This is a genomic window from Limimaricola pyoseonensis, assembly GCF_900102015.1.
GTDB classification, from domain to species: Bacteria; Pseudomonadota; Alphaproteobacteria; order Rhodobacterales; family Rhodobacteraceae; genus Limimaricola; species Limimaricola pyoseonensis.
In genome coordinates, this window is the sequence record NZ_FNAT01000001.1 from 587,662 (window position 1) to 612,096 (window position 24,435).

The 24,435-nt window shown below is 71.0% G+C and carries 21 protein-coding genes; 11 read left to right on the forward strand and 10 right to left on the reverse strand.

Features of this window, described 5'->3' with window-relative positions:
- Nucleotides 1-19: 19 nt before the first annotated feature.
- Both typA and BLT43_RS02790 read left to right on the forward strand, forming a co-directional pair.
- A complete protein-coding gene (typA, locus tag BLT43_RS02785) occupies nucleotides 20-1,837 on the forward strand; it encodes a translational GTPase TypA (RefSeq protein WP_090109871.1) in 1,818 nt (605 codons plus the stop codon).
- A 117-nt stretch (nucleotides 1,838-1,954) separates the two neighbouring features.
- On the forward strand, nucleotides 1,955-2,497 hold the full coding sequence (locus tag BLT43_RS02790; protein ID WP_090109873.1) for a dienelactone hydrolase family protein: 543 nt from the start codon (nucleotides 1,955-1,957) through the stop codon (nucleotides 2,495-2,497).
- Here the strand turns inward: BLT43_RS02790 and BLT43_RS02795 are convergent.
- The 3 genes from BLT43_RS02795 to recA all read right to left on the reverse strand — a co-directional run bounded on the left by BLT43_RS02795 (nucleotide 2,494) and on the right by recA (nucleotide 7,172).
- On the reverse strand, nucleotides 2,494-2,883 hold the full coding sequence (locus BLT43_RS02795) for an MOSC domain-containing protein (RefSeq protein ID WP_242652191.1): 390 nt from the start codon (nucleotides 2,881-2,883) through the stop codon (nucleotides 2,494-2,496). The genes BLT43_RS02790 and BLT43_RS02795 overlap by 4 nt on opposite strands.
- A 121-nt stretch (nucleotides 2,884-3,004) precedes the next feature.
- Nucleotides 3,005-5,683: an alanine--tRNA ligase gene (gene alaS / locus BLT43_RS02800; RefSeq protein WP_090109877.1), complete on the reverse strand. Its 2,679-nt coding sequence runs from the start codon at nucleotides 5,681-5,683 to the stop codon at nucleotides 3,005-3,007.
- Between the two features lie 406 nt (nucleotides 5,684-6,089).
- Nucleotides 6,090-7,172 (reverse strand): recombinase RecA, encoded by a 1,083-nt coding sequence (recA, locus tag BLT43_RS02805; protein ID WP_090109879.1) that lies wholly within the window; start codon nucleotides 7,170-7,172, stop codon nucleotides 6,090-6,092.
- A gap of 174 nt (nucleotides 7,173-7,346) precedes the next feature.
- Here recA and BLT43_RS02810 point away from each other — a divergent pair, with 174 nt between their 5' ends.
- Nucleotides 7,347-7,940 (forward strand): gamma-glutamyl kinase, encoded by a 594-nt coding sequence (locus BLT43_RS02810; RefSeq protein ID WP_090109881.1) that lies wholly within the window; start codon nucleotides 7,347-7,349, stop codon nucleotides 7,938-7,940.
- On the opposite strand, the gene BLT43_RS02815 is transcribed toward BLT43_RS02810, so the two are convergent.
- The gene (locus BLT43_RS02815) at nucleotides 7,937-10,456 is read right to left on the reverse strand and encodes a cation:proton antiporter (protein ID WP_090109882.1); all 2,520 of its coding nucleotides are present in this window, start codon (nucleotides 10,454-10,456) and stop codon (nucleotides 7,937-7,939) included. The genes BLT43_RS02810 and BLT43_RS02815 overlap by 4 nt on opposite strands.
- A gap of 550 nt (nucleotides 10,457-11,006) precedes the next feature.
- Here BLT43_RS02815 and BLT43_RS02820 point away from each other — a divergent pair.
- Nucleotides 11,007-11,483, forward strand: a complete 477-nt coding sequence (locus BLT43_RS02820) for a lytic transglycosylase domain-containing protein (protein WP_090109883.1) — start codon at nucleotides 11,007-11,009, stop codon at nucleotides 11,481-11,483.
- A 16-nt stretch (nucleotides 11,484-11,499) separates the two neighbouring features.
- Nucleotides 11,500-12,456: a glutaminase gene (locus BLT43_RS02825; protein WP_207497396.1), complete on the forward strand. Its 957-nt coding sequence runs from the start codon at nucleotides 11,500-11,502 to the stop codon at nucleotides 12,454-12,456.
- A gap of 3 nt (nucleotides 12,457-12,459) precedes the next feature.
- Here BLT43_RS02825 and BLT43_RS02830 read toward each other — a convergent pair whose 3' ends face one another.
- From BLT43_RS02830 to ndk, 4 genes are all read right to left on the reverse strand, one after another.
- Entirely contained in the window at nucleotides 12,460-12,861 is a 402-nt protein-coding gene (locus tag BLT43_RS02830; RefSeq protein WP_090109884.1) for a VOC family protein, read from the reverse strand.
- A 63-nt stretch (nucleotides 12,862-12,924) separates the two neighbouring features.
- Complete coding sequence (locus BLT43_RS02835) at nucleotides 12,925-13,476, reverse strand: GNAT family N-acetyltransferase (protein WP_090109885.1); 552 nt, start codon at nucleotides 13,474-13,476, stop codon at nucleotides 12,925-12,927.
- Nucleotides 13,477-13,585: 109 nt separating this feature from the next.
- The gene (locus BLT43_RS02840; RefSeq protein ID WP_090109886.1) at nucleotides 13,586-13,882 is read right to left on the reverse strand and encodes an antibiotic biosynthesis monooxygenase family protein; all 297 of its coding nucleotides are present in this window, start codon (nucleotides 13,880-13,882) and stop codon (nucleotides 13,586-13,588) included.
- 160 nt (nucleotides 13,883-14,042) lie between these two features.
- Complete coding sequence (gene ndk, locus BLT43_RS02845) at nucleotides 14,043-14,465, reverse strand: nucleoside-diphosphate kinase (protein WP_090109887.1); 423 nt, start codon at nucleotides 14,463-14,465, stop codon at nucleotides 14,043-14,045.
- 219 nt (nucleotides 14,466-14,684) lie between these two features.
- Here ndk and BLT43_RS02850 point away from each other — a divergent pair, with 219 nt between their 5' ends.
- The 3 genes from BLT43_RS02850 (at nucleotide 14,685) to BLT43_RS02860 (ending at nucleotide 17,953) form a co-directional block, all read left to right on the forward strand.
- Nucleotides 14,685-16,532, forward strand: coding sequence for an ABC-F family ATP-binding cassette domain-containing protein (locus BLT43_RS02850; protein WP_090109888.1), 1,848 nt, complete (start codon nucleotides 14,685-14,687; stop codon nucleotides 16,530-16,532).
- Between the two features lie 181 nt (nucleotides 16,533-16,713).
- Nucleotides 16,714-17,358 (forward strand): MarC family protein, encoded by a 645-nt coding sequence (locus BLT43_RS02855; RefSeq protein ID WP_090109889.1) that lies wholly within the window; start codon nucleotides 16,714-16,716, stop codon nucleotides 17,356-17,358.
- Nucleotides 17,359-17,374: 16 nt separating this feature from the next.
- Complete coding sequence (locus BLT43_RS02860; protein WP_090109892.1) at nucleotides 17,375-17,953, forward strand: retropepsin-like aspartic protease family protein; 579 nt, start codon at nucleotides 17,375-17,377, stop codon at nucleotides 17,951-17,953.
- Nucleotides 17,954-18,002: 49 nt separating this feature from the next.
- Here BLT43_RS02860 and BLT43_RS02865 read toward each other — a convergent pair whose 3' ends face one another.
- Complete coding sequence (locus BLT43_RS02865) at nucleotides 18,003-18,464, reverse strand: DNA polymerase III subunit chi (RefSeq protein WP_090109893.1); 462 nt, start codon at nucleotides 18,462-18,464, stop codon at nucleotides 18,003-18,005.
- Between the two features lie 4 nt (nucleotides 18,465-18,468).
- Nucleotides 18,469-19,944: a leucyl aminopeptidase gene (locus tag BLT43_RS02870; protein WP_090109895.1), complete on the reverse strand. Its 1,476-nt coding sequence runs from the start codon at nucleotides 19,942-19,944 to the stop codon at nucleotides 18,469-18,471.
- 159 nt (nucleotides 19,945-20,103) lie between these two features.
- On the opposite strand from BLT43_RS02870, the gene lptF reads away from it, so the two are divergent.
- Genes lptF through BLT43_RS02885 form a run of 3 tightly spaced genes read left to right on the forward strand, consistent with a single transcriptional unit; the run spans nucleotide 20,104 to nucleotide 24,409 of the window.
- Nucleotides 20,104-21,222 carry an LPS export ABC transporter permease LptF gene (gene lptF, locus BLT43_RS02875; protein WP_242652192.1) on the forward strand — a complete coding sequence of 373 codons (1,119 nt, stop codon included), beginning with the start codon at nucleotides 20,104-20,106 and terminating at the stop codon, nucleotides 21,220-21,222.
- Nucleotides 21,219-22,307 (forward strand): LPS export ABC transporter permease LptG, encoded by a 1,089-nt coding sequence (lptG, locus tag BLT43_RS02880; RefSeq protein ID WP_090109899.1) that lies wholly within the window; start codon nucleotides 21,219-21,221, stop codon nucleotides 22,305-22,307. The genes lptF and lptG overlap by 4 nt, the downstream gene beginning before the upstream one ends.
- On the forward strand, nucleotides 22,304-24,409 hold the full coding sequence (locus BLT43_RS02885; RefSeq protein ID WP_090109901.1) for an LPS-assembly protein LptD: 2,106 nt from the start codon (nucleotides 22,304-22,306) through the stop codon (nucleotides 24,407-24,409). The genes lptG and BLT43_RS02885 overlap by 4 nt, the downstream gene beginning before the upstream one ends.
- The last annotated feature ends 26 nt before the right edge of the window (nucleotides 24,410-24,435 follow it).

Consider the following 24,435-nt stretch of genomic DNA (forward strand, 5'->3'; position numbering starts at 1 on the left):
CCCTGAAAGAGTGAATTGAATGGATATCCGCAACATCGCGATCATCGCGCACGTTGACCATGGCAAGACGACCCTGGTGGACGAGCTTCTCAAGCAGTCCGGCGCCTTCCGCGAGAACCAGGCCGTCTCCGAGCGCGCCATGGACAGCAACGACATCGAGCGCGAGCGCGGGATCACCATTCTCGCCAAGGCCACCTCCGTCGAGTGGGGCGACACCCGGATCAACATCGTCGACACCCCCGGCCACGCCGATTTCGGCGGCGAGGTCGAGCGCATCCTGTCGATGGTCGACGGCGTCGTCCTGCTGGTGGATGCGGCCGAGGGCCCGATGCCGCAGACCAAGTTCGTGACCTCGAAGGCGCTGGCGCTCGGCCTCAAGCCGATCGTGGTGCTCAACAAGGTCGACAAGCCCGACGCCGAGCCCGACCGCGCGCTCGACGAGTGCTTCGACCTCTTCGCCAATCTCGGCGCCGATGACCAGCAGCTCGACTTCCCGGCGATGTACGCCTCCGGCCGCTCCGGCTGGGCCGACGTTGAGCTCGACGGGCCGCGCAAGGACCTCTCGGCGCTGTTCGACCTGATCGTCAAGCACGTCCCCGCGCCCAAGCAGCAGCAGGCCAAGGCCGAGCCGTTCCGGATGCTGGCGACCACGCTGTCGGCCGACCCCTTCCTCGGCCGCATCCTGACCGGCCGCGTCGAGAGCGGCACGCTCAAGGCCGGCGACACCGTCAAGGCGCTGTCGCGCAAGGGCGAGAAGCTCGAGCAGTTCCGCGTCTCGAAGATCCTCGCCTTCCGCGGCCTCGCGCAGCAGCCGATCGAGCAGGCCGAGGCCGGCGACATCGTCACCGTGGCCGGCATGGCTAAGGCGACCGTGGCCGACACGCTCTGCGACGTCTCGGTCGATATCCCGATCCCGGCGCAGCCGATCGACCCGCCGACCATCACCGTCACCTTCGGCATCAACGACAGCCCGCTGGCGGGCCGCGACGGCAAGAAGGTGCAGAGCCGCGTCATCCGCGAGCGCCTGATGAAGGAAGCCGAGTCGAACGTCGCCATTCGCATCGACGACACCCCGGGCGGCGACGCCTTCGAGGTCTCGGGCCGGGGCGAGCTGCAGATGGGCGTGCTGATCGAGAACATGCGCCGCGAGGGCTTCGAGCTGTCGATCTCGCGTCCGCAGGTGATCTTCCGCCACGAGGACGGCGTCCGCATGGAGCCGGTCGAGGAAGTCACCATCGACGTCGATGACGAGTACACCGGCCCGGTGGTCGAGAAGCTCACCGGCGTCCGCAAGGGCGAGCTGGTCGAGATGAAGCCCGGCGGCGCCGGCAAGACCCGGATCATCGCGCATGTCCCCTCGCGCGGCCTGATCGGCTATCAGGGCGAGTTCCTGACCGACACGCGTGGCTCGGGCGTGATGAACCGCATCTTCCACGGCTGGACCCCGCACAAGGGCCCGATCCAGGGTCGCCGCCAGGGCGTTCTGGTCTCGATGGAGAACGGCACCGCGGTCGCCTTCGCGCTGTGGAACCTCGAAGAGCGCGGCAAGATGTTCATCGACCCGCAGGAGCCGGTCTACGAGGGCATGATCATCGGCGAGCACAGCCGTGACAACGACCTCGAGGTGAACCCGCTCAAGGGCAAGAAGCTCACCAACGTCCGCGCCTCCGGAACCGACGAAGCCGTGCGCCTGACGCCGCCGGTGAAGATGAGCCTCGAGCAGGCCATCGCCTATGTCGACGACGACGAGCTCGTCGAGGTCACGCCGAACGCGATCCGGCTGCGCAAGCGCTTCCTCGACCCGCATGAGCGCAAGCGGCAGGCCAAGGCCAGCTGATCCCGCGCAAGGACATGAAAACGCCCGGTCGGAACGACCGGGCGTTTTTCGTTCCGTCTGCGCAAGTCGGCTCAGGCGGTTCTTGCCCTCCCCGGCGGCTGCGGCGATGCTGCGCGCATGGCCCAGATCCTTCTTCTGCACAGCGTACTCGGGCTGCGCCCGCTCGAGCGTGACCTCGCCTCGCGCTGGCAGGCGCGCGGCCACGACGTCGCCCTGCCCGACCTCTATGGCGGCGGCTTCTCGGACGACTACGACACCGGCTTCCGGCTCTACGAGGAAACCGGCTCCGAGATGGTGACGGCCCGCGCGCGGCGCGCCCATGCGGCGGCCCCCGGCGCGGTGCTGGTCGGCATCTCCATGGGCACGGCGGTGGCGGCGCGGCTCTGGACGCCGCAGACGCCCGGCGCGCTGATGCTCTGCGGCGTCGCGCCGCCGATCTCGGCCCCGCCGCCCGGCATGGCCTGCGCCGCGCATGTCGCACGGCCCGACCCCTTCGACGAGGATGGCGACATCGACGACTGGGCCGAGGCGCTCGACGCCGAGCTGCATCTCTATGCAGATATCGGCCACCTGTTCATCGACCCGAACCACCCCGACCACGACGCGGCGGCGGCCGAGGCCTGCCTCGCGCGCGCCGACGCCTTCCTCGACCGGTTCTAGGCCCCGGCCTCCAGCGGCAGCACCGCGTCGCCAAGCGCCACGCGCCCCGGTTCGACCACCTCCATGCACCAGCCGCCATGGCCGCGCATCGCGTTGTAGCCGCCCGGCCCCAGCGCCTCTTCCATGCGCGAGCACGGCGCGCAGGGCACGGTGAAGCGCAGCACCGCCGTGCCGACGCGCAACAGCCGGTGCCGCGCCGCGGTGAGGTTCAGTCCTGAAATCAGAAGGTTGCGGCGCAGGGTTTCGGGCGCGACCCGGGCGTGCCCGCTCAGCGCGGCGATGACGGGCAGATGCTCTGCCTGGATCAGCGTCGCCGCCCGCTTGCCGGGCCGGGCATGATCGCCAACCAACCCGCGCAGCTCGATCTCGGCCGCGTCAACCGCCACCGGTTCGGCCCGCCGCGCCGGGCGCAGGCCGATCCAGTCGATGCGTCCCGGGCGCGGGAAGCGCCCGGTGAGGCTGGCGACGGTCTCCAGCCTCAGCCCTCCGCGACGAGCCGGCCTAGGCTCACGCCACGCCTTCAGCGGCCTGCGCCAGCACCTGCTCGGCCGCCTTGATCGCGGCTTCGGCGTTCTCGGCGCTGGCGGCGCCGCCCTGCGCCATGTCGGGCCGGCCGCCGCCGCCCTTGCCGCCCAGCTCGGCCACCGCCGCGCGCAGAAGGTCCACGGCCGAGACGCGGTCCTTCAGGTCGTCGGTCACGCCCGCCGCCACAGCGGCCTTGCCGCCGGTGTCGGCGATCAGCAGCACCGCGCCGGAGCCGATCTGCGCCTTGATGCCGTCGATCAGCGCCGGAAGGTCCTTGCCGGTCACGCCCATGAGCACCTGGCCCTGGAACTTGACGCCGCCGACCTCGACCGCCTGCGCGCCCGCACCGCCGGAGCCGCCGCCCATGGCGATGTCGCGCTTGAGCTGGGCCACCTCGTTGGCGAGCTTGCGGCGCTCATCGGCCAGCGCCTTGACGCGGTCGAGCACCTCGGCCACCGGCGTCTTGAGCACCTGCGCCACCTCCGACAGCGTCTGGCCCTGCTTGGCCAGATGCTTCAGCGCCTCGCGCCCGGTGAGCGCCTCGACCCGGCGCACGCCGGAAGACGACGCGCTGTCCGAGAGCAGCACGAAGGCGCCGATGTCGCCGGTCTGGCGCACATGCGTGCCGCCGCAGAGCTCGATCGAGTAGGTCGCCTGGTCGGTGCCCTTGCCAGAGCCGTCGAGCTTGCCCATCGACACGACGCGGACCTCCTCGCCGTATTTCTCGCCGAAGAGCGCCTGCGCGCCCATGCCGCGCGCCTCGTCCGGCGTCATCACGCGGGTCTCGACCGTGCTGTTCTGGCGGATCAGGTCGTTGACCTCGTCCTCGACCTTTTCAATCTCCTCGGCGGTCAGCGCCGCGCCGTGCGAGAAGTCGAAGCGCAGCCGGTCATGCGCGTTGAGCGAACCGCGCTGCACGACATGCTCGCCAAGCGCGCGGCGCAGCGCCTCGTTCAGCAGGTGCGTGGCCGAGTGGTTGGCGCGGATGCCGGTGCGGCGGTCGTGGTCGACCTTCAGCTCGGCGCCCTGCCCGCGATCGACATGGCCCTCGGCCACCTCGCCCACATGCACGAAGAGCCCGGCGATGCGGCGGCAATCCGTGACGCGCACGAGGCCGCTCTCGGTGCGGATGCTGCCGGTGTCGCCGACCTGGCCGCCGGCTTCGCCGTAGAACGGCGTCTGGTTCAGCACGACCTGCACCTTGGTGCCGGCCTCGGCCTTATCGACCTGATCGGAGCCGTCGAGCACGGCGAGGATCTGGCCCTCGGCTTCCTCGGTGTCGTAGCCGAGGAACTCGGTCGCGCCGTGGGTGTCGGCAAGGTCGTACCAGTGGCTCGCATCGGCCACCTCGCCCGAACCGGCCCAGGCGGCGCGCGCCTTGGCCTTCTGCTCGGCCATCGCGGCGTCGAAGCCGTCGGTGTCGACGGTGCGGCCCTTCTCGCGCAGCGCGTCCTGCGTGAGATCGAGCGGGAAGCCGTAGGTGTCGTAGAGCTTGAACGCCGCCTGTCCGGGCAGCGCCGCGCCCTCGGGCAGCTGGCCCAGCTCATCGTCCAGAAGCCGCAGCCCGCGCTCCAGCGTCTGGCGGAAGCGGGTCTCCTCGGCGCGCAGCGTCTCCTCGATCAGCGCGCGGGCCTGGCCCAGCTCGGGATAGGCCGTGCCCATCTCCTGCACCAGCGCCGGCACGAGGCGGTGCATCAGCGGGTCGCGCGCGCCCAGAAGATGCGCGTGGCGCATGGCGCGGCGCATGATCCGGCGCAGCACGTAGCCACGGCCCTCGTTCGAGGGCATGACGCCGTCGGCGATCAGGAAGGAGGTCGAGCGCAGGTGGTCGGCCACAACGCGGTGATGCACCTTGCCGTCACCGTCCGGGTCGGACGAGGTAGCGTGCGCCGAGGCCTCGATCAGCGACCGCATCAGGTCGGTGTCGTAGTTGTCGTGCTTGCCCTGCAGGAGCGCGCCGATCCGCTCCAGCCCCATGCCGGTGTCGATCGACTGTTGATCGAGGTCGCGGCGGGTGCCGTCTTCGAACTGCTCGTACTGCATGAAGACGATGTTCCAGATCTCGATGAACCGGTCGCCGTCTTCTTCCGGGGAGCCCGGAGGGCCGCCCCAGATCTCGGGGCCGTGGTCGTAGAAGATCTCCGAGCACGGGCCGCAAGGCCCGGTCGGCCCCATCATCCAGAAATTGTCGGCGGTGGCGATGCGGATGATCCGCTCGTCCGGCAGCCCGGCGATCTTCTTCCAGAGGTTCGCGGCCTCGTCGTCGGTGTGGAACACCGTGACCAGCAGCTTGTCGGGGTTCAGGCCAAAATCGCGGGTCAGCAGCTCCCAGGAGTAGCGGATCGCCTCTTCCTTGAAGTAGTCGCCGAAGGAGAAGTTGCCCATCATCTCGAAGAAGGTGTGGTGCCGCGCGGTGTAGCCGACATTGTCGAGATCGTTGTGCTTGCCGCCCGCGCGCACGCATTTCTGCGCCGTCGTCGCCCGGCTGTAGTCGCGCGTCTCGACCCCGGTGAACAGGTTCTTGAACTGCACCATGCCCGAATTGGTGAACATGAGCGTCGGGTCGTTGCGCGGCACCAGCGGCGAACTCGGCACCACGGCGTGGCCCTGCCGGCGGTAGAAGTCGAGGAAGGTGGAGCGGATGTCGGCGAGACTGGTCATGGCGTGTCCTTCGGGTCGCGGCGTGGCAGTCCTATCCCCGTGACCTCAGCGCGTAAAGGCCCACGGAGGGCCAGGTCCGCCGTGGCCGGCGCGCGGCCCTTCCCGGCACGCGCTTTCGGGGCGGGCCGGTGGCCCCGTCGTCGGCCCTCGGCGTGAACGGAACGTATTGACCGTTTTCGTTCCGTCTTCCGGGACGAACCGATATCGGCGGATCGGAGACGGCATTCAGTGGCGCGGAGCGGCTTCCGAAGCTGCGTGGCCGAAGACGACGGCCGGTCCGTCGATCGGCGCGGCCGCCTTACCGTCCCGGCTTTCCGCGTCGCCCCCTCGACACCGGCCCCGAACGCGAAACGGGCCGGGGCGTTTCCGCCCCGGCCCGTCCGGATGCCCAGCGCGAAGGCGCGGCTCACATGTCGACGAGATCGTCGTCGCCGCTGTCGCTGCCTTCCTCGGACATGTGGAACTCGAGCCCGTGCGCGGCGCGGATCTTGTCCTCGATCTCGCGCGCGATCTCGCCGTTCTCCTTCAGGAAGGTCTTGGCGTTCTCGCGGCCCTGGCCGATGCGCTGGTCGCCGTAGGAGAACCACGCGCCCGACTTGTCGACCACGCCGGCCTTCACGCCGAGATCGAGAAGCTCGCCGGTCTTCGAGATGCCCTCGCCATACATGATGTCGAACTCGACCTGCTTGAACGGCGGGGCGACCTTGTTCTTGACCACCTTCACCCGGGTCGAGTTGCCGACCACCTCGTCGCGGTCCTTGATCGCGCCGATGCGGCGGATGTCCATGCGCACGCTCGCATAGAACTTAAGCGCGTTGCCGCCGGTCGTGGTCTCGGGCGAGCCGAACATCACGCCGATCTTCATCCGGATCTGGTTGATGAAGACGACCATGCAGTTCGAGCGCGAGATCGAGCCGGTGAGCTTGCGCATCGCCTGGGACATCAGGCGGGCATGCACGCCGACCGAGCTGTCGCCCATGTCGCCCTCGAGCTCGCTCTTCGGCGTCAGCGCCGCGACCGAGTCGACCACGACCATCGAGACCGCGCCCGACCGCACCAGCGTGTCGACGATCTCGAGCGCCTGCTCACCGGTGTCGGGCTGCGAGATCAGCAGCTCGTCGAGGTTCACGCCCAGCTTCTTGGCGTATTGCGGGTCGAGCGCGTGCTCGGCGTCGACGAAGGCGCAGACGCCGCCCTTCTTCTGCTCCTCGGCGACGGCGTGCAGCGTCAGCGTCGTCTTGCCCGAGCTTTCGGGGCCGTAGATCTCGATGATCCGGCCCTTGGGCAGGCCGCCGATGCCCAGCGCGATGTCGAGACCGAGCGAACCCGTCGAGGTGGCCTCGATGTCGGGCAGCTGGTTCTCGCCGCCGAGCTTCATGATGGAGCCCTTGCCGAACTGCCGTTCGATCTGGGCCAGGGCGCTGTCGAGCGCCTTCTGCCGGTCCGCTGTCCGCTTGTCGCTCATTTGGAGAAGATCTGCCGTTGCCATTGTTCGCAATCCTTATCCCACACCCGCCAGATGGCGGCAATCGCTGCGTCGTTCTTGTCTTGTTCCATGGCAAGGATATGGGACCAGAAGGGGAACATTGCAAGCGGAACCTGCGGCAGTGTCCCCCGCCGATGGTTAATGTATCGTTACCGCCGAAGCGGGTTGGAGACATGCATGCTGGTGTTCTGGAAAGAGCGTCTGATCCTTCTGGCGGTGCCCAAGACCGGCACCACCGCGCTCGAGGGCGCGCTGGCGCCACGGGCGCAGATGGTGCTGCGCGACCCGCCCGAGATCAAGCATGCGCCGATCTACCGCATCCGCCGCTTCGTGCTGCCGATGATCGAGGCCTGCGGCGGCGAGGGTTTCGAGACCGTGGCGGTGCTGCGCGAGCCGGTCGACTGGCTGGGCAGCTGGTGGCGCTACAGGCGGCGGGCCGATCTCGACGGCCACCCCAACAGCACGCGCGGGGTGAGCTTCGACGCCTTCGTGGACGAATACGCCAAGGGCAAGCCCGCGCCCTTCGCCAATGTCGGCAGCCAGGCCCGTTTCGTAGGCGACGGCGCGGGCCGGATCGAGGTGGACCACCTGTTTCGCTACGAAACCTTCGACCGGTTCACCGCCTTCCTCGAGGAACGGCTCTCCATGCGGATCGAGCTGCCCCTCCTGAACGTCTCTCCCGTCCATCCGCTCGATCTGTCGCCGCGCGTCGAGGCCAAGCTCCGGCGCAAGCGCGCGGCCGAGTTCGCGGTCTGGGAGGCCGCGTCCTAGCCGACCGCCTCCGCCACGCCCAGCGCCGCGAGGCGTTCGGGGTCGATGCCGCGCTTGACGGCGCTGTCGCGCACCGCCTCGCGCAGCGCCTTGCTGCGGCGCAAAAGCCGCCGGAAGCGCACCTCGTCGAGTTCCAGCAGCACGCCGTGGCTCAGCGCCCGCACCTCGGCGCGCCGCCGTCTCGGCGACAGCACGGCAAGCTGGCCGAACATCTCGCCCCGACCGAGCCGCAGCGTCTGCCCCGCGGTTTCCAGCTCGACCGCGCCGGAGGCGATGAAGCTGACGCTGCGCGCGGGCGCGTCGCGCCTCTGCAGCACCTCGCCCGCCGCCACGAAACGCGTGGCCAGCGCCTTGGCGAGCCTGCGCCGCACGCCCTCGTCGAGATCAGCAAAGAGCGGGAACTGCTGCACCAGCACCGCCTTCTGCACCGCGAGGTCGAGCTTGGGCCGGGCCTCGGCCTCGGCGCGCCGGGCCTCGAGCTCGGCCACCAGCGTGGCGTGCAGCTCCGGCCCGATCAGCCCGTCCTCGCGCAGCGCGGCGTATTCGCGCTCCTCGAAGCGCAGCGCGGTGCGGCGGATGAAGCGGCGCTCCAGCTCCTCGGCATAGCCCGGATATTGCAGCCTGAGGCCGTCGAGCGCCTGCTCGACCTGCTCGGCGCGCCGTTCAAGAAGCTCGTGCAGCAGCTCCGCCACCCGGCGGCCGTGGATGCGGCGGATGCGGGCGTCGATGAAATCGTCGAGATCGCGCAGCACCAGCCGCTGCATCAGCAGCATTTCGAACCGGTCGGCGGTGAGCCGCGACAGCGGCCCGGAGATGGAAAGCCGGTTGTGCAGGAAGGCCGCCAGCCGGGTCGGACCGCCCTGCCCGAGGCTTTCGCGCGCGGCGCGGCGATAGCCGGTGCGTCCCCCCGTCCGCGTGGTCTCGATCAGACGGTCGGCCTCGCCCAGCGCGCGTTCGGCGAGCCGGGCGGAGATCGCGCGCTCACGGAACAATTCAAGAACATGGTCCCGCTCGGCGCCCGCCAGCGCGATCAGCCCCAGCGTGATCCGGTCGCGGTCCTGGATCGAATCGTTCTCCTCAGCGGCGGCCACCGCCTCGTCCAGCCGCTCGGCGAAGCCCTTGGCCTCCGAGCGCACCGTCTCGCGCGTCAGCCGGTAGCTCTCGGTGGTCTCGGCCACCTCCTCGCGCACCGTCTGCAGCGCCACGGCGACCACCTGCCGCGCCAGCGCCGCGTCGATCGGCCCGAGCTTCTCGAGCCCCAGCCCCTTGATCAGCGGCCTGAGCGTCGCGCCCTGCACGATCAGCGTGAAGAGCGCGAAGCCGGTGGCGAGGATGCCGGTCAGACGCCGCACCTCCTCGGGCACGCGCAGGCTCTCGGTCACGGCGAGCGCCAGCGCCAGAGTGATCGCGCCCCTGAGGCCGCCCCACAGGATCGCCACGCGGTAGCTGCGCTCCACCGGCGGCGAGAGCCTGAGCCGCGCGAGGATCGGCAGCAGGCCCCACAGGATCGCGCCCCGCGCGGCGAAGGCGGCGAGCGTCACCACCGCGACGAGCGCGAAGTCGAACGGCCGCGCCCCGTCGAGCAGCCGCGGGATCAGCAGCGCCGCGAGCAGGAAGATGAAGGCCCCGGCCCAATGCGCGAGCAGGTCCCAGACCTCCTTGAGATTGGTCCAGGCCAAGGGCGACAGCCGCCCCGGCGCCGCGAGGTTCAGCGTCAGCCCCGCGCCCACCACGGCGATCACGCCCGAGGCGCCGACCACGCGCTCGGCGAGGATGTAGGCGAGATAGGGCAGCGCCACCGAGACCGTCACCTGCGCCAGAGGGAAACGTGCAAGCCCGCTCATCACCCGCACCGCGAGCTGCGCGACGATCCAGCCGGTCAGCGCGCCGCCGCCCAGCAGGATCGGGAAGCGCGCCAGCGCCGGGCCCATCTCGGGGTTCGGCACGCCGCGCATCACGAAGCCCATGAACAGGCCGAACAGCGCGATGGCGGCGGCGTCGTTCAGCAGGCTCTCTCCCTCGATGATCCGGCTCAGCCGTCGCGGCGCCGCGAGGTTGCGGAAGATCGAGACCACGGCCGAAGGATCGGTGGTCGAGACGATCGAGCCGATCAGCAGGCAGGCCATCAGCGGCAGCGCGCCGGTGAAGTAGAGCGCGTAGCCCACCGACAGCGTCGCCACCACGACCGCCACCACCGCCAGCGTCAGGATCGGCACCCAGTCGTCGAGCATGCGCCGCAGGTTCATGCCCAGCGTCACCTGGAACAGCAGCGTCGGCAGGAACACGTAGAGAAAGACGTTCGAGCGGATCGGCAGGTTGAGGATCGCCTCGGCCACCGGGTTGAGCGCGTCGGTCAGCTCGGTGTTCAGGAAGAAGGTCGCGCCCAGACCCGCCAGCACGCCCAGCGCCGCGAGGATCACGTTGAAGGGCAGCCGCAATCGCGAGGCCAGCGGCTCCCCCAGCCCGATCAGCAGGAAGAAGGTGGCGAGGATGGCGGTGGCGATGACGATGTCCATGGCGATCCGATATAGGCTTGGCGCGGCGCGGGAAATGCCCTCGCGCCGGATCGGCGGCCCGGCGCCCGGCTCGGGCGGTCCGAAGCGCCCTCCAAGGCCCCCGGCGCGACCGGCACGGGCCGGACGATCCGGGCGGGCGGCACCTGTCGCGAAATGGGCACGCCCGCCGGCGGAACGCCGCGCCTCACGCCCAGTTGAGGGACCCCTGCGTCAACGCGTCCGTTGAATTGGCGGAAGGCCGCCCAATCCCCGCCGCTTTCCGGCCTGGCTGCGACCGCCTTGCGCATGCAGGCTTGAAGAATCGCAACCGCCGGAGTGAAGCGGCCCGTCAGAGGCGGCGCATCACGGCCGCAGACAAGGAACGCGACATGGCAAGCAGCACCAACCCCAAGCAGGACACCCCGGCCCGCCCGGGCAACGAGCCCCGCAAGGTGCACGAGCAGACCCCTCCGAAGCCCTATTTCCGCGACTACGCGGCGATCTGAGACCGGCGGCTTCCGCCGCGGCGCGCGGCGGGCTAGAACGGCGGGGACGCCGACAGGAGACCCCGATGCCGTTCACCCGCCGCGCCGCCATGGGCCTCGGCCTGGCCGCTCTCGTCGCCGCCTGCGGCCGACGCGCGCCCAGCCCCGCCATCCCCGATCTCTACCCGAACGAGAGCCCGCGGATCCGGCGGCTGATCAACGCCTATGCCGACGGCTACAAGGTGCCGCGCGACCTGGTGCACCGGGTGGTGCAGCGCGAGAGCAGCTACAACCCCGGCGCCCGCAACGGCCCCTATTACGGGCTGATGCAGATCCTGCCCGCCACCGCCCGCACCATGGGCCATCGCGGCCCGGCCTCCGAGCTGCTCGATCCGTCCGTCAACCTGCGCTACGGCGTGAAGTATCTGCGCGGCGCCTGGATCGTCGCCAACGGCAACCGCGACAAGGCGGTGCAGTGGTACGCGCGCGGCTACTACTACGAGGCCCGCGACCGCTGCCTGCTGGTCGAGACAGGGCTGCGCGACAGCGAGGTGAAATGCTGAGCCGGGCGCGCCGGGCGTGAGCGGCCGGCTCAACCCCGACGCCGCCCGGCTGCGCGAGATCGTCGACGAGATCTGCGCCGCCATGGCCCGGGAGACCGAGCGCGGGAAGGTCGCCGACTACATCCCGCAGCTCGCCAAGGTCGATCCGGGCCGCTTCGCGCTGGCGCTGGCTACCGCCGAGGGCGAGGTGATCGCCGGCGGCGACGCGGATGTCCGCTTCTCGATCCAGAGCATCTCCAAGGTCTTCGCGCTGGCGGTGGCGCTGGGCCGGATCGGCGACCAGCTCTGGACCCGGGTCGGGCGCGAGCCCTCGGGCGATCCGTTCAACTCGATCGTCCAGCTCGAGCACGAGCGCGGCCTGCCGCGCAACCCGTTCATCAACGCCGGCGCCATCGCTGTCACCGATGCGATCCTGTCGCGCTTCGAGCCGCGCGAGGCGCTGGGCCAGATCCTGCAATTCGTGCGCTACATCGCCGATGACGACGACATCGCCATCGACCCGGCGGTCGCCAAGTCCGAGACCGAGAGCGGCTGGCGCAACGCGGCGCTGGCCAACTTCATGCGCGATTTCGGCACGATCCAGCGGCACCCGGAAAAGGTGATCGGGACCTATTTCCACCACTGCGCCATCGCCATGACCCCGCGCCAGCTGGCGCGGGCCGGCCGCTTCCTCGCCTTCGACGGAAAGCTCGGCCCCGAGGGGCCGCGCGCCATCGCACCGCGCATGGCGCGCCAGATCAACGCGCTGATGCTGACCTGCGGGCATTACGACGGCTCGGGCGAGTTCGCCTTCCGCGTGGGCCTTCCCGGCAAGAGCGGCGTCGGCGGCGGCATCCTCGCCGTGGCGCCGGGACAGGCGGCGATCGGCTGCTGGTCGCCGGGGCTGAACGCGGTCGGCAACTCGCATCTCGCCTCGATCGCGCTCGAGATGCTGGCCGACCGCACCGGCTGGTCGGTCTTCGCGCCGAAATGAGCCTCAGCCCTCCGGCGTGACCACCACCGCCTCGGCGCTGCGCCGGACGGGACCGTGATGCACCGCCTCGATGTTGTGGCCGTCGGGGTCGAGCACGAAGGCGCCGTAATAGCCCGGATGGTAGTCGCGCGCGCCCGGCGCGCCGTTGTCGGTGCCGCCATGCGCCAGCGCCACCGCGTGGAAGCGGTCCACCATCTCGCGGCTCTCGGCCTGGAAGGCGAGATGCACCCGGCTCGGCTCGCCGCGGCTGACGAAGAGCTCGTCGCAATAGAAGAAATGCTCTTCCGCCTGCAGCCCGTCGATGCCGAGACAGTCGAACACGGCCGCGTAGAACGCCCGGCTGCGGTCGAGATCGGCCACCGTGATGTGCACGTGGTCGATCAGCCGGCCCCGCTTGTATTTCATGACGCGCCCTCCTTCCGGTTGCGCCCTCAGGATACCGCAGCCCGGCGGGCGGCCAAAGCGCGCTCAGCCGCGCGGATCGGTCGAGAGCAACCCGTAGATCAGCGAATCCCGCAGCCCGATATGGGTGTGCCACTCGCCGCGCAGCCGCCCCTCGCACCGGAAGCCCAAGCCTTCCAGCAGGGCGATCGAGGCGGCGTTCTCGGGGTCGCAATCCGCGAAGACGCGGCGCTGGCCTTCCGCGAAGAGCCGCTCGACCACGGCCGAGACGGCCTCGCGCGCGAAGCCCTGCCCCCGCGCGTCGCGCGCGAGCAGGTAGCCGATCTCGGTCACGCCGCCCTGCGGCCGCTCGCCTGCCGCCACGAAGCCCAGCGCCCGGTCGTCGCCGGGCCGGGTGATCGCCCAGGCGCGGCGGCTCTCGACCTCCGGCGAGAAGCGGGCGCGCAGCTCCGCCTCCGTCTCGAACGGCGCGCGCGACCACCAGCGCATGACGTCGGGGTCGGACATCTCGGGAAACAGCGCCGCCGCGTCGTCGGCGGTGCGCGAGCGCAGCCGCAGCCGCGCGGTGTCGATGGTCGGAACGTCCGGGTCGGGTGACGGCCGGTGCGCCGGCCTCATATGCGTTTCATCGGTCATGCGGCGCATCTGATAGCCGGACCGGCGCCGCGATCAACAGGCCATCGCGCGCGAAGGTCTCTCCGCCCCGACCGGGCGGCCGACGCGGTGCCTACCCGCCCACCAGCTCGTAATGCCGGATGCTGCGGGACTCGACCAGCTCCGCCTCCGCCGGATCGACATGCGGGCTGTCGTAATCCTCGCCCACGAAGGCCTTGAGCGACTCGAGGCTGTCCCAGACCATCACGAAGCTGAACTCGCGCGGCGAGTCCGGCCGGGGCGCGCCCGGCAGCACCTGCACGATCCCCTTCGTCCCGCGCATCAGGGGGATGGCCGTCTCGTGGAAGAACCGGGAGAACGCCTCCTCCTTGCCCGGCTTCGTCACGACCTGGAATATCCGCATGATCATGTCGTCCTCCCGAATGGCAAAGCTTGTCGATGCCCGAGCATAGCATGATCCGGACGGGGCCCGCGCGCAGTAGAGAGGCAGACCGGCGAGGCACGCTCCCCGAACGAAAAAGGCCCGCGCTTTCGCGCGGGCCTTTCCTCGTGTCCCTGAGAGGGCGGCTTCAGCCGACCAGCTCGAGGCCCGAGAAGAAGAAGGCGATCTCTTCGCGGGCGGTCTCGGGGGCGTCCGAGCCGTGCACCGAGTTCTCGCCGACCGACTCGGCGAACTCGGCACGGATGGTGCCGGCGGCGGCGTCGGCCGGGTTGGTCGCGCCCATCACTTCGCGGTTCTTGGCGATCGCGCCTTCGCCCTCGAGCACCTGCACCACCACCGGGGCCGAGGCCATGAACTCGGTCAGCTCGCCGAAGAAGGGACGCTCGGAGTGCACGGCGTAGAACTGCTGCGCCTGCGCGATGGTCAGCTGGATGCGCTTCTGCGCGACGATGCGCAGGCCGGCATCCTCGAACTTGGCGTTGATCTTGCCGGTCAGGTTGCGGCGGGTGGCGTCGGGCTTGATGATCGAGAGCGTGCGTTCGGTGGCCATGTGGTCCCTCATGTGAACGGGTTGCGGATGGGCCCGCGCGGGCGCGGCCCCGGTCGGGCTGCGCCCTAGCACGGGGGCCGCGCCCTGAAAAGACGCGACATCGCGACCCCGGCCGCGTCGGCGATCCCGCCCGTCCGCGGGGCGCGCGACCCCGCCGCTGCGACCCCGCGGATCATTCCGCCCGTTGACGCGGCGCTCGGTCTCGGGCAAGGCCCGCCCATGCTGCGCATCACTGACATCTCCTATTCGGTCGAGGGCCGCCCACTCCTCGAACACACCTCCGCCGTGATCCCGGCCGGCCACAAGGTCGGCGTCGTGGGCCGCAACGGCACCGGCAAGACCACGCTGTTCAAGCTGATCCGGGGCGAGCTGACGCTCGACACCGGCGAGATCGAGCTGCCCAAGGGCACCCGCATCGGCGGCGTCGCGCAGGAGGTGCCCGGCAACGAGGTCTCGCTGATCGACACCGTGCTGGCCGCCGACACCGAGCGCGCGAGCCTGATGGCCGAGCAGACCGAGGACGCCGCCCGCATCGCCGAGATCCAGACCCGGCTCGCCGACATCGACGCCTGGTCGGCCGAGGCGCGCGCCGCGACCATCCTGCGGGGCCTGGGCTTCACCCATGAAGAGCAGCTCATGCCCTGCTCCGCCTTCTCGGGCGGCTGGCGGATGCGCGTGGCGCTGGCCGCGGTGCTGTTCTCCGAGCCCGACCTGCTGCTGCTCGACGAGCCCACGAACTACCTCGACCTCGAGGGCGCGCTCTGGCTCGAGAACTACCTCGTGCGCTACCCGCACACCGTGCTGATCGTCAGCCACGACCGCGAGCTTCTGAACCGCTCGGTGGGCGGCATCCTGCATCTCGAGAACCGCCAGCTCACCTACTGGACCGGCGGCTACGACCAGTTCGCCAAGGCCCGCGCCGCGCAGCGCGCCGTGCAGGCGGCCGCGGCCAAGAAGCAGGAGGCGCAGCGCGCCCACCTGCAGAGCTTCGTCGACCGCTTCAAGGCCAAGGCCTCCAAGGCCAAGCAGGCGCAGAGCCGGGTGAAGATGCTGGAGAAGATGGAGACGATCCGCGTGCCGGAAGATGCCGCGCGCACCGTCTTCACCTTCCCCGAGCCCGAGGAGCTGTCGCCGCCGATCATCGCGACCGAGGGCGTCTCGGTCGGCTACGGCGACCACGTCGTGCTCTCCAAGCTCGATCTCAGGATCGACCAGGACGACCGCATCGCGCTTCTGGGCCGCAACGGCGAGGGCAAGTCGACGCTCTCGAAGCTGCTCTCGGACCGGCTGTCGGCGATGGGCGGCCGGATCACCCGCTCGAACAAGCTCAGGATCGGCTTCTTCGCCCAGCACCAGGTCGACGAGCTGCGCATCGAGGAGACGCCGCTGCAGCACATCCAGCGCGCCCTGCCCGAGGTGGCCCCGCCCAAGCTGCGCGCGCGGCTCGCGGGGTTCGGCCTGATGGCGGCGCAGGCCGAGACCGAGGTGGGGCGCCTCTCGGGCGGCCAGAAGGCGCGGCTGTCGCTGCTTCTGGCCACGCTCGACGCGCCGCATCTGCTGATCCTCGACGAGCCGACCAACCACCTCGACATCGAGAGCCGCGAGGCGCTGGTCGAGGCGCTCACCGCCTATTCCGGCGCGGTGATCCTGGTCAGCCACGACATGCACCTGCTGTCGATGGTCGCCGACCGGCTGTGGCTGGTGAAGGACGGCCGCGTCACCGCCTATGACGACGACCTGCAGGCCTATCGCAAGATGCTGCTCTCGGCCGACAAGCCCGCCGAGAAGCCGAAAGCCGAGAAGCCCAAGGCGCCCAAGCCCTCGCGCGAGGCGATCCTCGCGCTCAAGGCCGACGCCCGCAAGGCCGAGGAGCGGGTGAACAAGATCAACGAGATGCGCGACAAGCTCGCCAAGAAGCTCGCGGACCCGGATCTCTACGAGGACACCCGCAAGGGCGAGCTGGAGACCTGGAACAAGAAATACGCCGAGGCGATGGAGGCGCTGGGCCGGGCCGAGGCGATCTGGATGGCCGCGCTCGAGAAGCTGGAGGCCGCCGAGGCCGCCTGACCGGGCCGGGGTCTCGGGGGGCTCCGCCCCCGGGCCTCGCGGCCCTCCCCCGGAGTATTTGCAGAGAAAAGTAGCAGGCAGCGCGGCGTCAGCCCCGCGCCGGGCTTGCCCCGTCGCCGCGCCCCCGTCAGGGTGCCGACCACATGCGGGCCAAGCCCGCCGATCCGCCAGGGACGCTCACGTGATCGAATTCGCCACCCTCGTCACCGCCTTCACCACGCTCTTCGTGATCGTCGACCCGATCGGCCTCGCGCCGCTCTACGTCGCGATGACGGCGGGGATGACGCCCGCGCAGCGGCGCGGCGTGGCGTTCCGGGCGCTGTCGACCTCGGCGGTGCTGATGCTGCTGTTCCTGGTGCTCGGCGACGCGGTGCTGCGCTTCATCGGCATCTCGGTTCCGGCCTTCCGCATCGCCGGCGGCGTGCTGCTGTTCCTGACCGCGCTCGACATGCTGTTCGAGCGCCGGCAGGCGCGGCGCCGCGACAATGCCGAGGAAGGCGCCGAGCCCGACCACGACCCCTCGATCTTCCCGCTGGCGCTGCCGCTGATCGTCGGCCCCGGCGCGATCACCACGCTGATCCTGCTGACCGCCGAGGCCACCAGCCCGGTCGGCTACGCCGCGATCTACGGCGTGGCGCTGGCGGTGCTGGGCACGGTCTGGCTCGCCTTCGCGCTGGCCGACCCGCTGGCGCGGGTGCTGGGCGCGGTGGGCCTCAACGTGGTGACGCGGGTGCTGGGCATGCTGCTGGCGGCGCTGGCGGTGCAGTTCATCATCGACGGCCTGCACGGGTCGGGCTTCGGCCTGCCTTCCCAAGCCGGCGTCTGACCCCATATGTTGGGGTATGAGCCCCGACAACTTCGCCAGCCTGATCTACCTCGTCCTTCTGGGCACCGCCGTCGCCGGGTGGTTCCTGATGCAGAACCGCACCCGCTTGGGCCAGATGGCGCAGCAGGCCGCGGTCTGGGGCTTCATCTTCCTCGGTGTGATCGCCGCCGCGGGCCTGTGGTCCGACGTGCGCGATGAGGTGATGCCGCGCCAGACCATGGTCGGCTCCGACCAGATCGAGGTGCCGCAGGCCCGCGACGGGCACTACTACCTGACGCTCGAGGTCAACGGCGCGCCGATCGACTTCGTGGTCGACACAGGCGCGACCGACATGGTGCTGGGCCGCGACGACGCGCGCCGCGCCGGGATCGACCCCGAAACACTCGACTATTTCGGCTCGGCCATGACCGCCAATGGCGAGGTCCGCACCGCGCGGGTGCAGCTCGACAGCGTGGCGCTGGGCGAGATCGAGGACGAGGGGCTGAGCGCGGTGGTCACCGACGGCGAGCTCAACGGCTCGCTGCTCGGCATGGGCTACCTGCGGCTCTTCGGGCGGCTGCAGATCGCGGACGGCCAGCTCGTGCTGACGCGCTGATCGGGCCCACTTCACTCCGCAAATACTCAAACCCGGCCGGCCGCGCGCGTCAGCCCTCGGCCTTCTTGACCCAGCGCCCGTCCTCCTGCGCCCAGTACTGCGCCGAACAGCCCGCGCCGGTGAGCCGCTTCCACTGCCCGCGCGCGGCCTGAACGGCACTTTCGTCGAAGCCGTCGAACAGGATGCAGACCCGCTCGGCGGCGTTCACCTCCTCGGGCGCGGTCTCGGCGCCGTCGAGGCAGATCACGCAAGGCAGGCCCGGCGCGTCCCCGCCCGCGACGGTCAGCAGCACCGGCTGGGCCGCGTCATGCGCCCCGCCGGCGAGGCCATGCGGCAGGAAGGCATCGGGCGGCCCGGCGCGCCACAGCGCGAGGTCGAGCCGCTCCATGGCGCGGGCGTCGCGGCCCCGAAGCTCCACCCGCCAACCCTTGCGCCCGGCCTGCACGAGGAGCTGCGGCAGCACCTCCTCGGCCGGGCCCTCGGTCAGGTGGTAGAAGAAGGCCGCGCCCATCGCCTCAGCTCTCGTAGCGGTCCGCGACGAGGCGGTTCAGCGCCATCACGCCCCAGCCGGTCGCGCCCTTGGGGCCGAGCGCCCAGTCGGATTTCAGCGACGCGGTGCCCGCAATGTCGAGATGGATCCAGGGCGTGCCCTCCTTGACGAAGCGCGCGAGGAACTGCGCCGCGGTGATCGAGCCGCCCTCGCGGCCGGTGCCGACGTTGCGCATGTCGGCGATCCGGCTCTTGAGCACCTTGTCGTAGGCCTCGCCCATCGGCATCCGCCACGCGCCCTCGCCCTCTGTCTTGGCCGCCGCCAGCATCGCGCCGGCGAAGTCGTCGTCGTTCGAGAAGACGCCCGCGTTCTCGTGGCCCAGCGCCACGATGATCGCGCCGGTCAGCGTCGCGAGGTCGATCATGCCGGCGGGCTTGAAGCGTTCCTGCGCGTACCACATCACGTCGGCCAGAACGAGCCGGCCCTCGGCGTCGGTGTTGATCACCTCGACCGTGTCGCCCTTCATCGAGCGAACCACGTCGCCCGGACGGGTGGCGCGGCCCGAAGGCATGTTCTCGACGAGGCCCACGAGGCCCACGACATTGGCCTTGGCCCGGCGCAGCGCCAGCGCGCGCATGGTGCCGGCGACGACGCCCGCGCCGCCCATGTCCATGGTCATGTCCTCCATGCCGCCCGCGGGCTTGAGGGAGATGCCGCCGGTGTCGAACACCACGCCCTTGCCCACCAGCGCCAGCGGCGCCTCGTCGCCGCCGCCGTTCCAGCGCATGACGACCACCTTGGAGGGGCTGTCGGAGCCCTGCCCGACGGCGAGCAGCGCGCCCATGCCGAGCTTCTTCAGCTCGTCCTCCTCAAGGATCTCGACCTCCAGCCCCAGCTCCTGCATCGCGGCGAGGCGGGCGGCGAAGTCGTCGGTGGTGAGCACGTTGGCGGGCTCGTTGACGAGGTCGCGGGTGAAGGCCACGCCCTCGGCCACCGCCGCCATCGGCCCGGCGGCCTTGGCCAGCGCCTCGGCATCCTCGGCCATCATCCGCACGCGCAGCTCGGGTGCGGCGTCCTCCTCGGCCTTGCGGTGCGCGTCGAAGCCGTAGGCACGCAGCGCCACGCCCAGCGCGACCTCCTGCGGATGCGCGGCGTTGTCGGCCAGCACCAGCAGCTCGCCGGAACCGCGCGCCACGGCGATGGCGCCACCGGCGCGGCGGGCGGCGTTGGCGTCGGCATCGGCGCCGAGCCGCACCACCACCAGCGCCTCGGCGGCCATGCCGGCGGGCACGGCGATCTCGACCGCCTCGCCCGGCTTGGCCTTCTGCCAGCGCCTGGTGCCGGCAAGCCGCGACAGCGCGCCGCCGGTCAGCCCGTCGATCTTGGCGGCGAGGCCGGAGGTCGGCGCGCCGTCCTCCATGAACAGCGCCACGCGGCCCTCCGCGCCGGCAAGCGCGTCGTCGTCGGGGGCGATGAAATCGATGCGGGGAATGCGGGTCATGCCGGCTCCTGTCGGTGAGTGGGGGTGGCCTCGGGCCTTGGCGGCGAGTCCTAGCCTTAGCCGCCCGGCTTGGCCAGAAGGCTGTTCAAGCCCGCCCGCCCATGCGATAGCCTGCGGCGACGAGGCGGCCGGCCGGGCGGCCGGCAACGGGAGAGACCGGTGGCGCGATTCGACAGGTACATGCTGTCGCAGCTGATGATGCTGTTCGGCTTCTTCGCGCTGATCCTGGTGCTGGTCTACTGGGTCAACAGCGCGGTGCAGCTGTTCGACCAGCTGGTGGCCGACGGCCAGAACCTGTCGGTCTTCCTCGAGCTGACCGCGCTCACCCTGCCGGCGCTGATCCGCAACCTGCTGCCGATCGCGACCTTCGCGGCCAGCCTCTACGTCACCAACCGGCTCAGCTCGGACAGCGAGCTGGCGGTGCTGCAGGCGACCGGCTTCTCGCCGTTCCGTCTGGCACGGCCGGTGGCGCTGTTCGGGCTCATGGCGGCGCTGATGACCGGCGCGCTGTCGACCGTGATCGAGCCCATCGCCAATGCCCGGCTGGCCGAGCGGCAGGACGAGATCGCCCGCACCGCCACCGCGCGGCTGCTGCAGGAGGGGCAGTTCATCTCGCCCGTCTCGGGCGTGACGCTCTATATCCGCGACGTCACCACCGAGGGCGAGCTGCGCGACCTTCTGATCTCCGACAGCCGCGACCCGGCCCGCGCCGACACCTACACCGCCGCGCGGGCCTTCCTCGTGCAGGGCGAGGCCGGGCCGCAGCTGGTGATGATCGACGGCATGATCCAGAGCCTGCGCCAGGGCGACCAGCGGCTCGCCGTCACCTCCTTCGAGGATTTCGCCTACGACCTCGGATCGCTTATCCAGGACACCGGCCCCGAGCGGCGCCGCGTGCGCGAGATGCCGACCGCGGCGCTGCTCTTCCCCACGCCCGAGACCGAGGCGCTGACCGGCCAGAGCGCCGGCCGCCTCGTGGCCGAGGGGCATGAGCGCTTCGCCACGGCGCTCCTGGCGCCGGTCGGGGCGCTGATCGGCTTCGCCACCCTGCTGCTGGGCGGGTTCTCGCGCTTCGGGGTCTGGCGGCAGGTGCTGTTCGCGATCGCGCTGATCGTGCTGGTCAAGGGGATCGAGTCGGCCGCCACCACGGCGGTGCGCGGCAACGCCGCGCTCTGGCCGCTCTCCTACCTGCCGGCGCTGGGTGGCTTCGCGATCGCGGCGGTGGAACTGGCCGCGGCCGGCCGGCCGAGGCGCTGGGCCGGGAGGCGGCGCGCATGATCCTGCACCGGTACTACGCCTGGCGGTTCCTCAAATCCTTCGCCGCGACCTTCGGCGTGTTCTTCGTCATGCTCTCCACTGTCGAGCTGATCGAGCAGTCGCGCAGCCTCAGCGCGGGCGGGCTGTCGGACCTGCTGGCGCTGACGCTTTTGAAGGTGCCCGAGGAGATCTACGAGATCATGCCGCTGATCGTGATCCTGTCGGGGATCGCGCTGTTTCTCGGCCTCGCCCGCAGCTCCGAGCTGGTCGTCACCCGCGCCGCCGGACGCTCGGCGCTCGCCGCGCTGGCCGCGCCGGCGGTGATGACGCTCCTGCTCGGCGCCACGGCCACCGCGGTGATCAACCCCTTCGTGGCCGCCACCAGCCAGGCCTACGAGGCGCGCGACGACGCGCTGTCGGGCCAGACCCGCGTGGTGACGCTTTCCGATGACGGGCTCTGGCTGCGGCAGGGCGACGATCAGAGCCAGACCGTGATCCGCGCCGCGCGCAGCAACGCCGACGGCACGGTGCTGATGGGGGCGAGCTTCCTGCAGTTCGATGCCGACGGCCTGCCGCGGCAGCGGATCGAGGCGCGCATGGCCGAGCTCGGCGGCGGGCAATGGCTGCTGCGCGGCGTCAAGCGCTGGGACCTCGAGGCCGGGGCCAACCCCGAGCGCGCCGCCGAGCGGCTGCCGCAGATGGTGCTGCCCTCGACCCTCACCGCGAACCAGATCCGCGACAGCTTCGGCGACCCGTCGGCGATCTCGGTCTGGGACCTACCCGGCTTCATCGCCCGGCTGCAGGCGGCGGGCTTCACCGCCAGGCGCCACCAGGTCTTCCTGCAGATGGAGCTGGCGCAGCCGCTGTTCTTCCTGTCGATGCTGCTGATCGGCGCCGGCTTCACCATGCGCCACCAGCGCGGCGGCCGCGTCGGCGTCATGGTGCTGGCCGCGATCCTGCTCAGCTTCGGCGTCTACTTCCTGCGCAACTTCGCGCAGATCCTGGGCGAGAACGGCCAGATCCCCGCCGCGCTCGCCGCCTGGGCCCCGCCGGTGGCGGCAATCCTCGCCGCGCTCGGCCTGCTGCTTCACATGGAGGACGGATGACCCGCCTGCTCGCCGCCGCCCTCGCCGCGCTGTTGCCGGCGCAAGGCTCCGCCCAGGATCTCGCGCAGATCGTCGCCGACGAGGTCGACATCGTGGCCGAGCGCGACACGCTCGTCGCGCGCGGCAATGTCGAGGCCTTCCACGAGGGCACGCGCCTCACCGCCGAGACGATCACCTATGACCGCGCCGCCGGCCGGCTGACCATCGCCGGGCCGATCCTGATCACCACGCCAGAAGGCGAGGTCTTCACCGCCGAGACGGCCGAGATCGACCCCGATCTCGAGGCCGGGCTCCTGCGCGGCGCGCGGCTGATCCTCGACCGCCAGCTGCAGCTCGCGGCGCGCCGCGTCGACCGCACCGGCACCGGTCTCACCGCGCTGACCCAGACCGCCGCGACCTCCTGCCGGGTCTGCGGCGACGGCCCGCCGCTGTGGGAGATCCGCGCCGGCCGCGTCGTGCATGACGAGGCGGCCCGGCAGCTGCATTTCGAGGACGCCACCTTCCGGCTGCGCGGCCTGCCGATCCTGTGGCTGCCCTACATGCGCCTGCCCGACCCCACGCTCAAGCGCGCCGCGGGCCTCCTGGTGCCGCAGATCCTGTCCTCCGACCAGCTCGGCATCGGTCTGAGCCTGCCCTATTTCATCCCGCTCGGCCCCAGCCGCGACCTGACCGTGACGCCCTTCCTGTCGACCCGCGCCCGCACGCTCGGCCTCGACTACCGGCAGGCCTTCCGGCGCGGCTGGGTCGGCGTCGACGCGACGCTGTCGCGCGACGACGACACCGGCGGCGACCTGCGCTACGGGCTCTTCGCCGAGGGCGCCTTCGCGCTGCCGCGCGACGTCATGCTCGACTTCGACCTCGAGGCGGTCTCGGACCCGGCCTACCTGCTGGACTACGACATCTCGGACCGCGACCGGCTGGACAGCCGGCTGCGGCTCTACCGGCTGCGCGATGACGGCTACTTCCTCGGCCGGCTGACCTATTACGAAAGCCTGCGCGAAGGCGAGGACAGCGATTCGCTGCCGCCCCTGGTGGGCCGGGCCGAACGCCAGAGGATCATCCGCGACCTGCCGATGGGCGGCCGGCTGCGGCTCGAGGCCGATGCCGACGCGCTGGTCCGGCAGGAGGGCGCGACTGGGCTGCCGCCGCGCGACGTGGCGCGCGCGGGCCTCGGGGCCGACTGGCTGGCCAGCACCGTCGCCGGGCCCGGCCTGCTGCTGGAAGGCCAGGCCCGGGTCGATCTCGACGCCTACGCGATCCATGACGACCCCGACTACGACGCCACCGCGCTGCGCGCGCGCCAGGCCGGCGCGCTGCGGCTGCGCTGGCCGCTGATGCGGCACGAGGCCGGCGGCGCGACGCAGCTGCTCGAGCCGGTGGCGAGCCTCGCCTATGCCGGCGTGCAGGGCGACGACGTGCCCAACGAGGACGCGCTTCTGGTCGAGTTCGACGAGGCCAACCTGCTCGCGCTCGACCGGCTGCCCGGCGAGGACCGCGAGGTCGAGGGCTGGCACGGCGCGCTCGGCCTGGGCTGGAGCCGGATCGTGCCAGAGGGCTGGAGCGCCACGCTGACCGCCGGGCGCGTGCTGCGCCGCGACCCCGCCCCGGCCGCCGGGGCCGAGCTGGGCGGCACCGCCTCGGACTGGCTCCTGGCCGGTGGCGTGCAGCTCGAAGAGGGCCTGCGGGTCGGCGGCCGGGTCAGCTTCGACGACGGCCTGGGGCTGTCGGCCGCCGAGGCCCGGCTGGGCTGGGACGCGGCCTGGATCGACCTCTCGGGCGCCTATGTGCGGATCGAGCCGGACGCCGAGGAAAACCGCCCCGAGCGGGTCTCCGAGATCTCCTTCGAGGCCGACGTGGCGATCGGCCAGCGCTGGAGCCTGAACGGCGGCGCCCGCTACGACATCGCCAGCGACTCGCCGCTTCGGGCCGAGATCGGCGTCGGCTGGCGCAACGAATGCGTCACGGTGGACCTTTCGGCGGCACGCCGCTACACCGAGACGGAAGACGCCGACGCGTCCACCAGCTTCGGTCTGTCGGTCAATCTCGCCGGGTTCTCGGCGGGGCGGCCGGCGCGGCCAGTGACCCGGAGCTGCGACGGATGAGGCGGGACAACCACCCGAAGATGGGG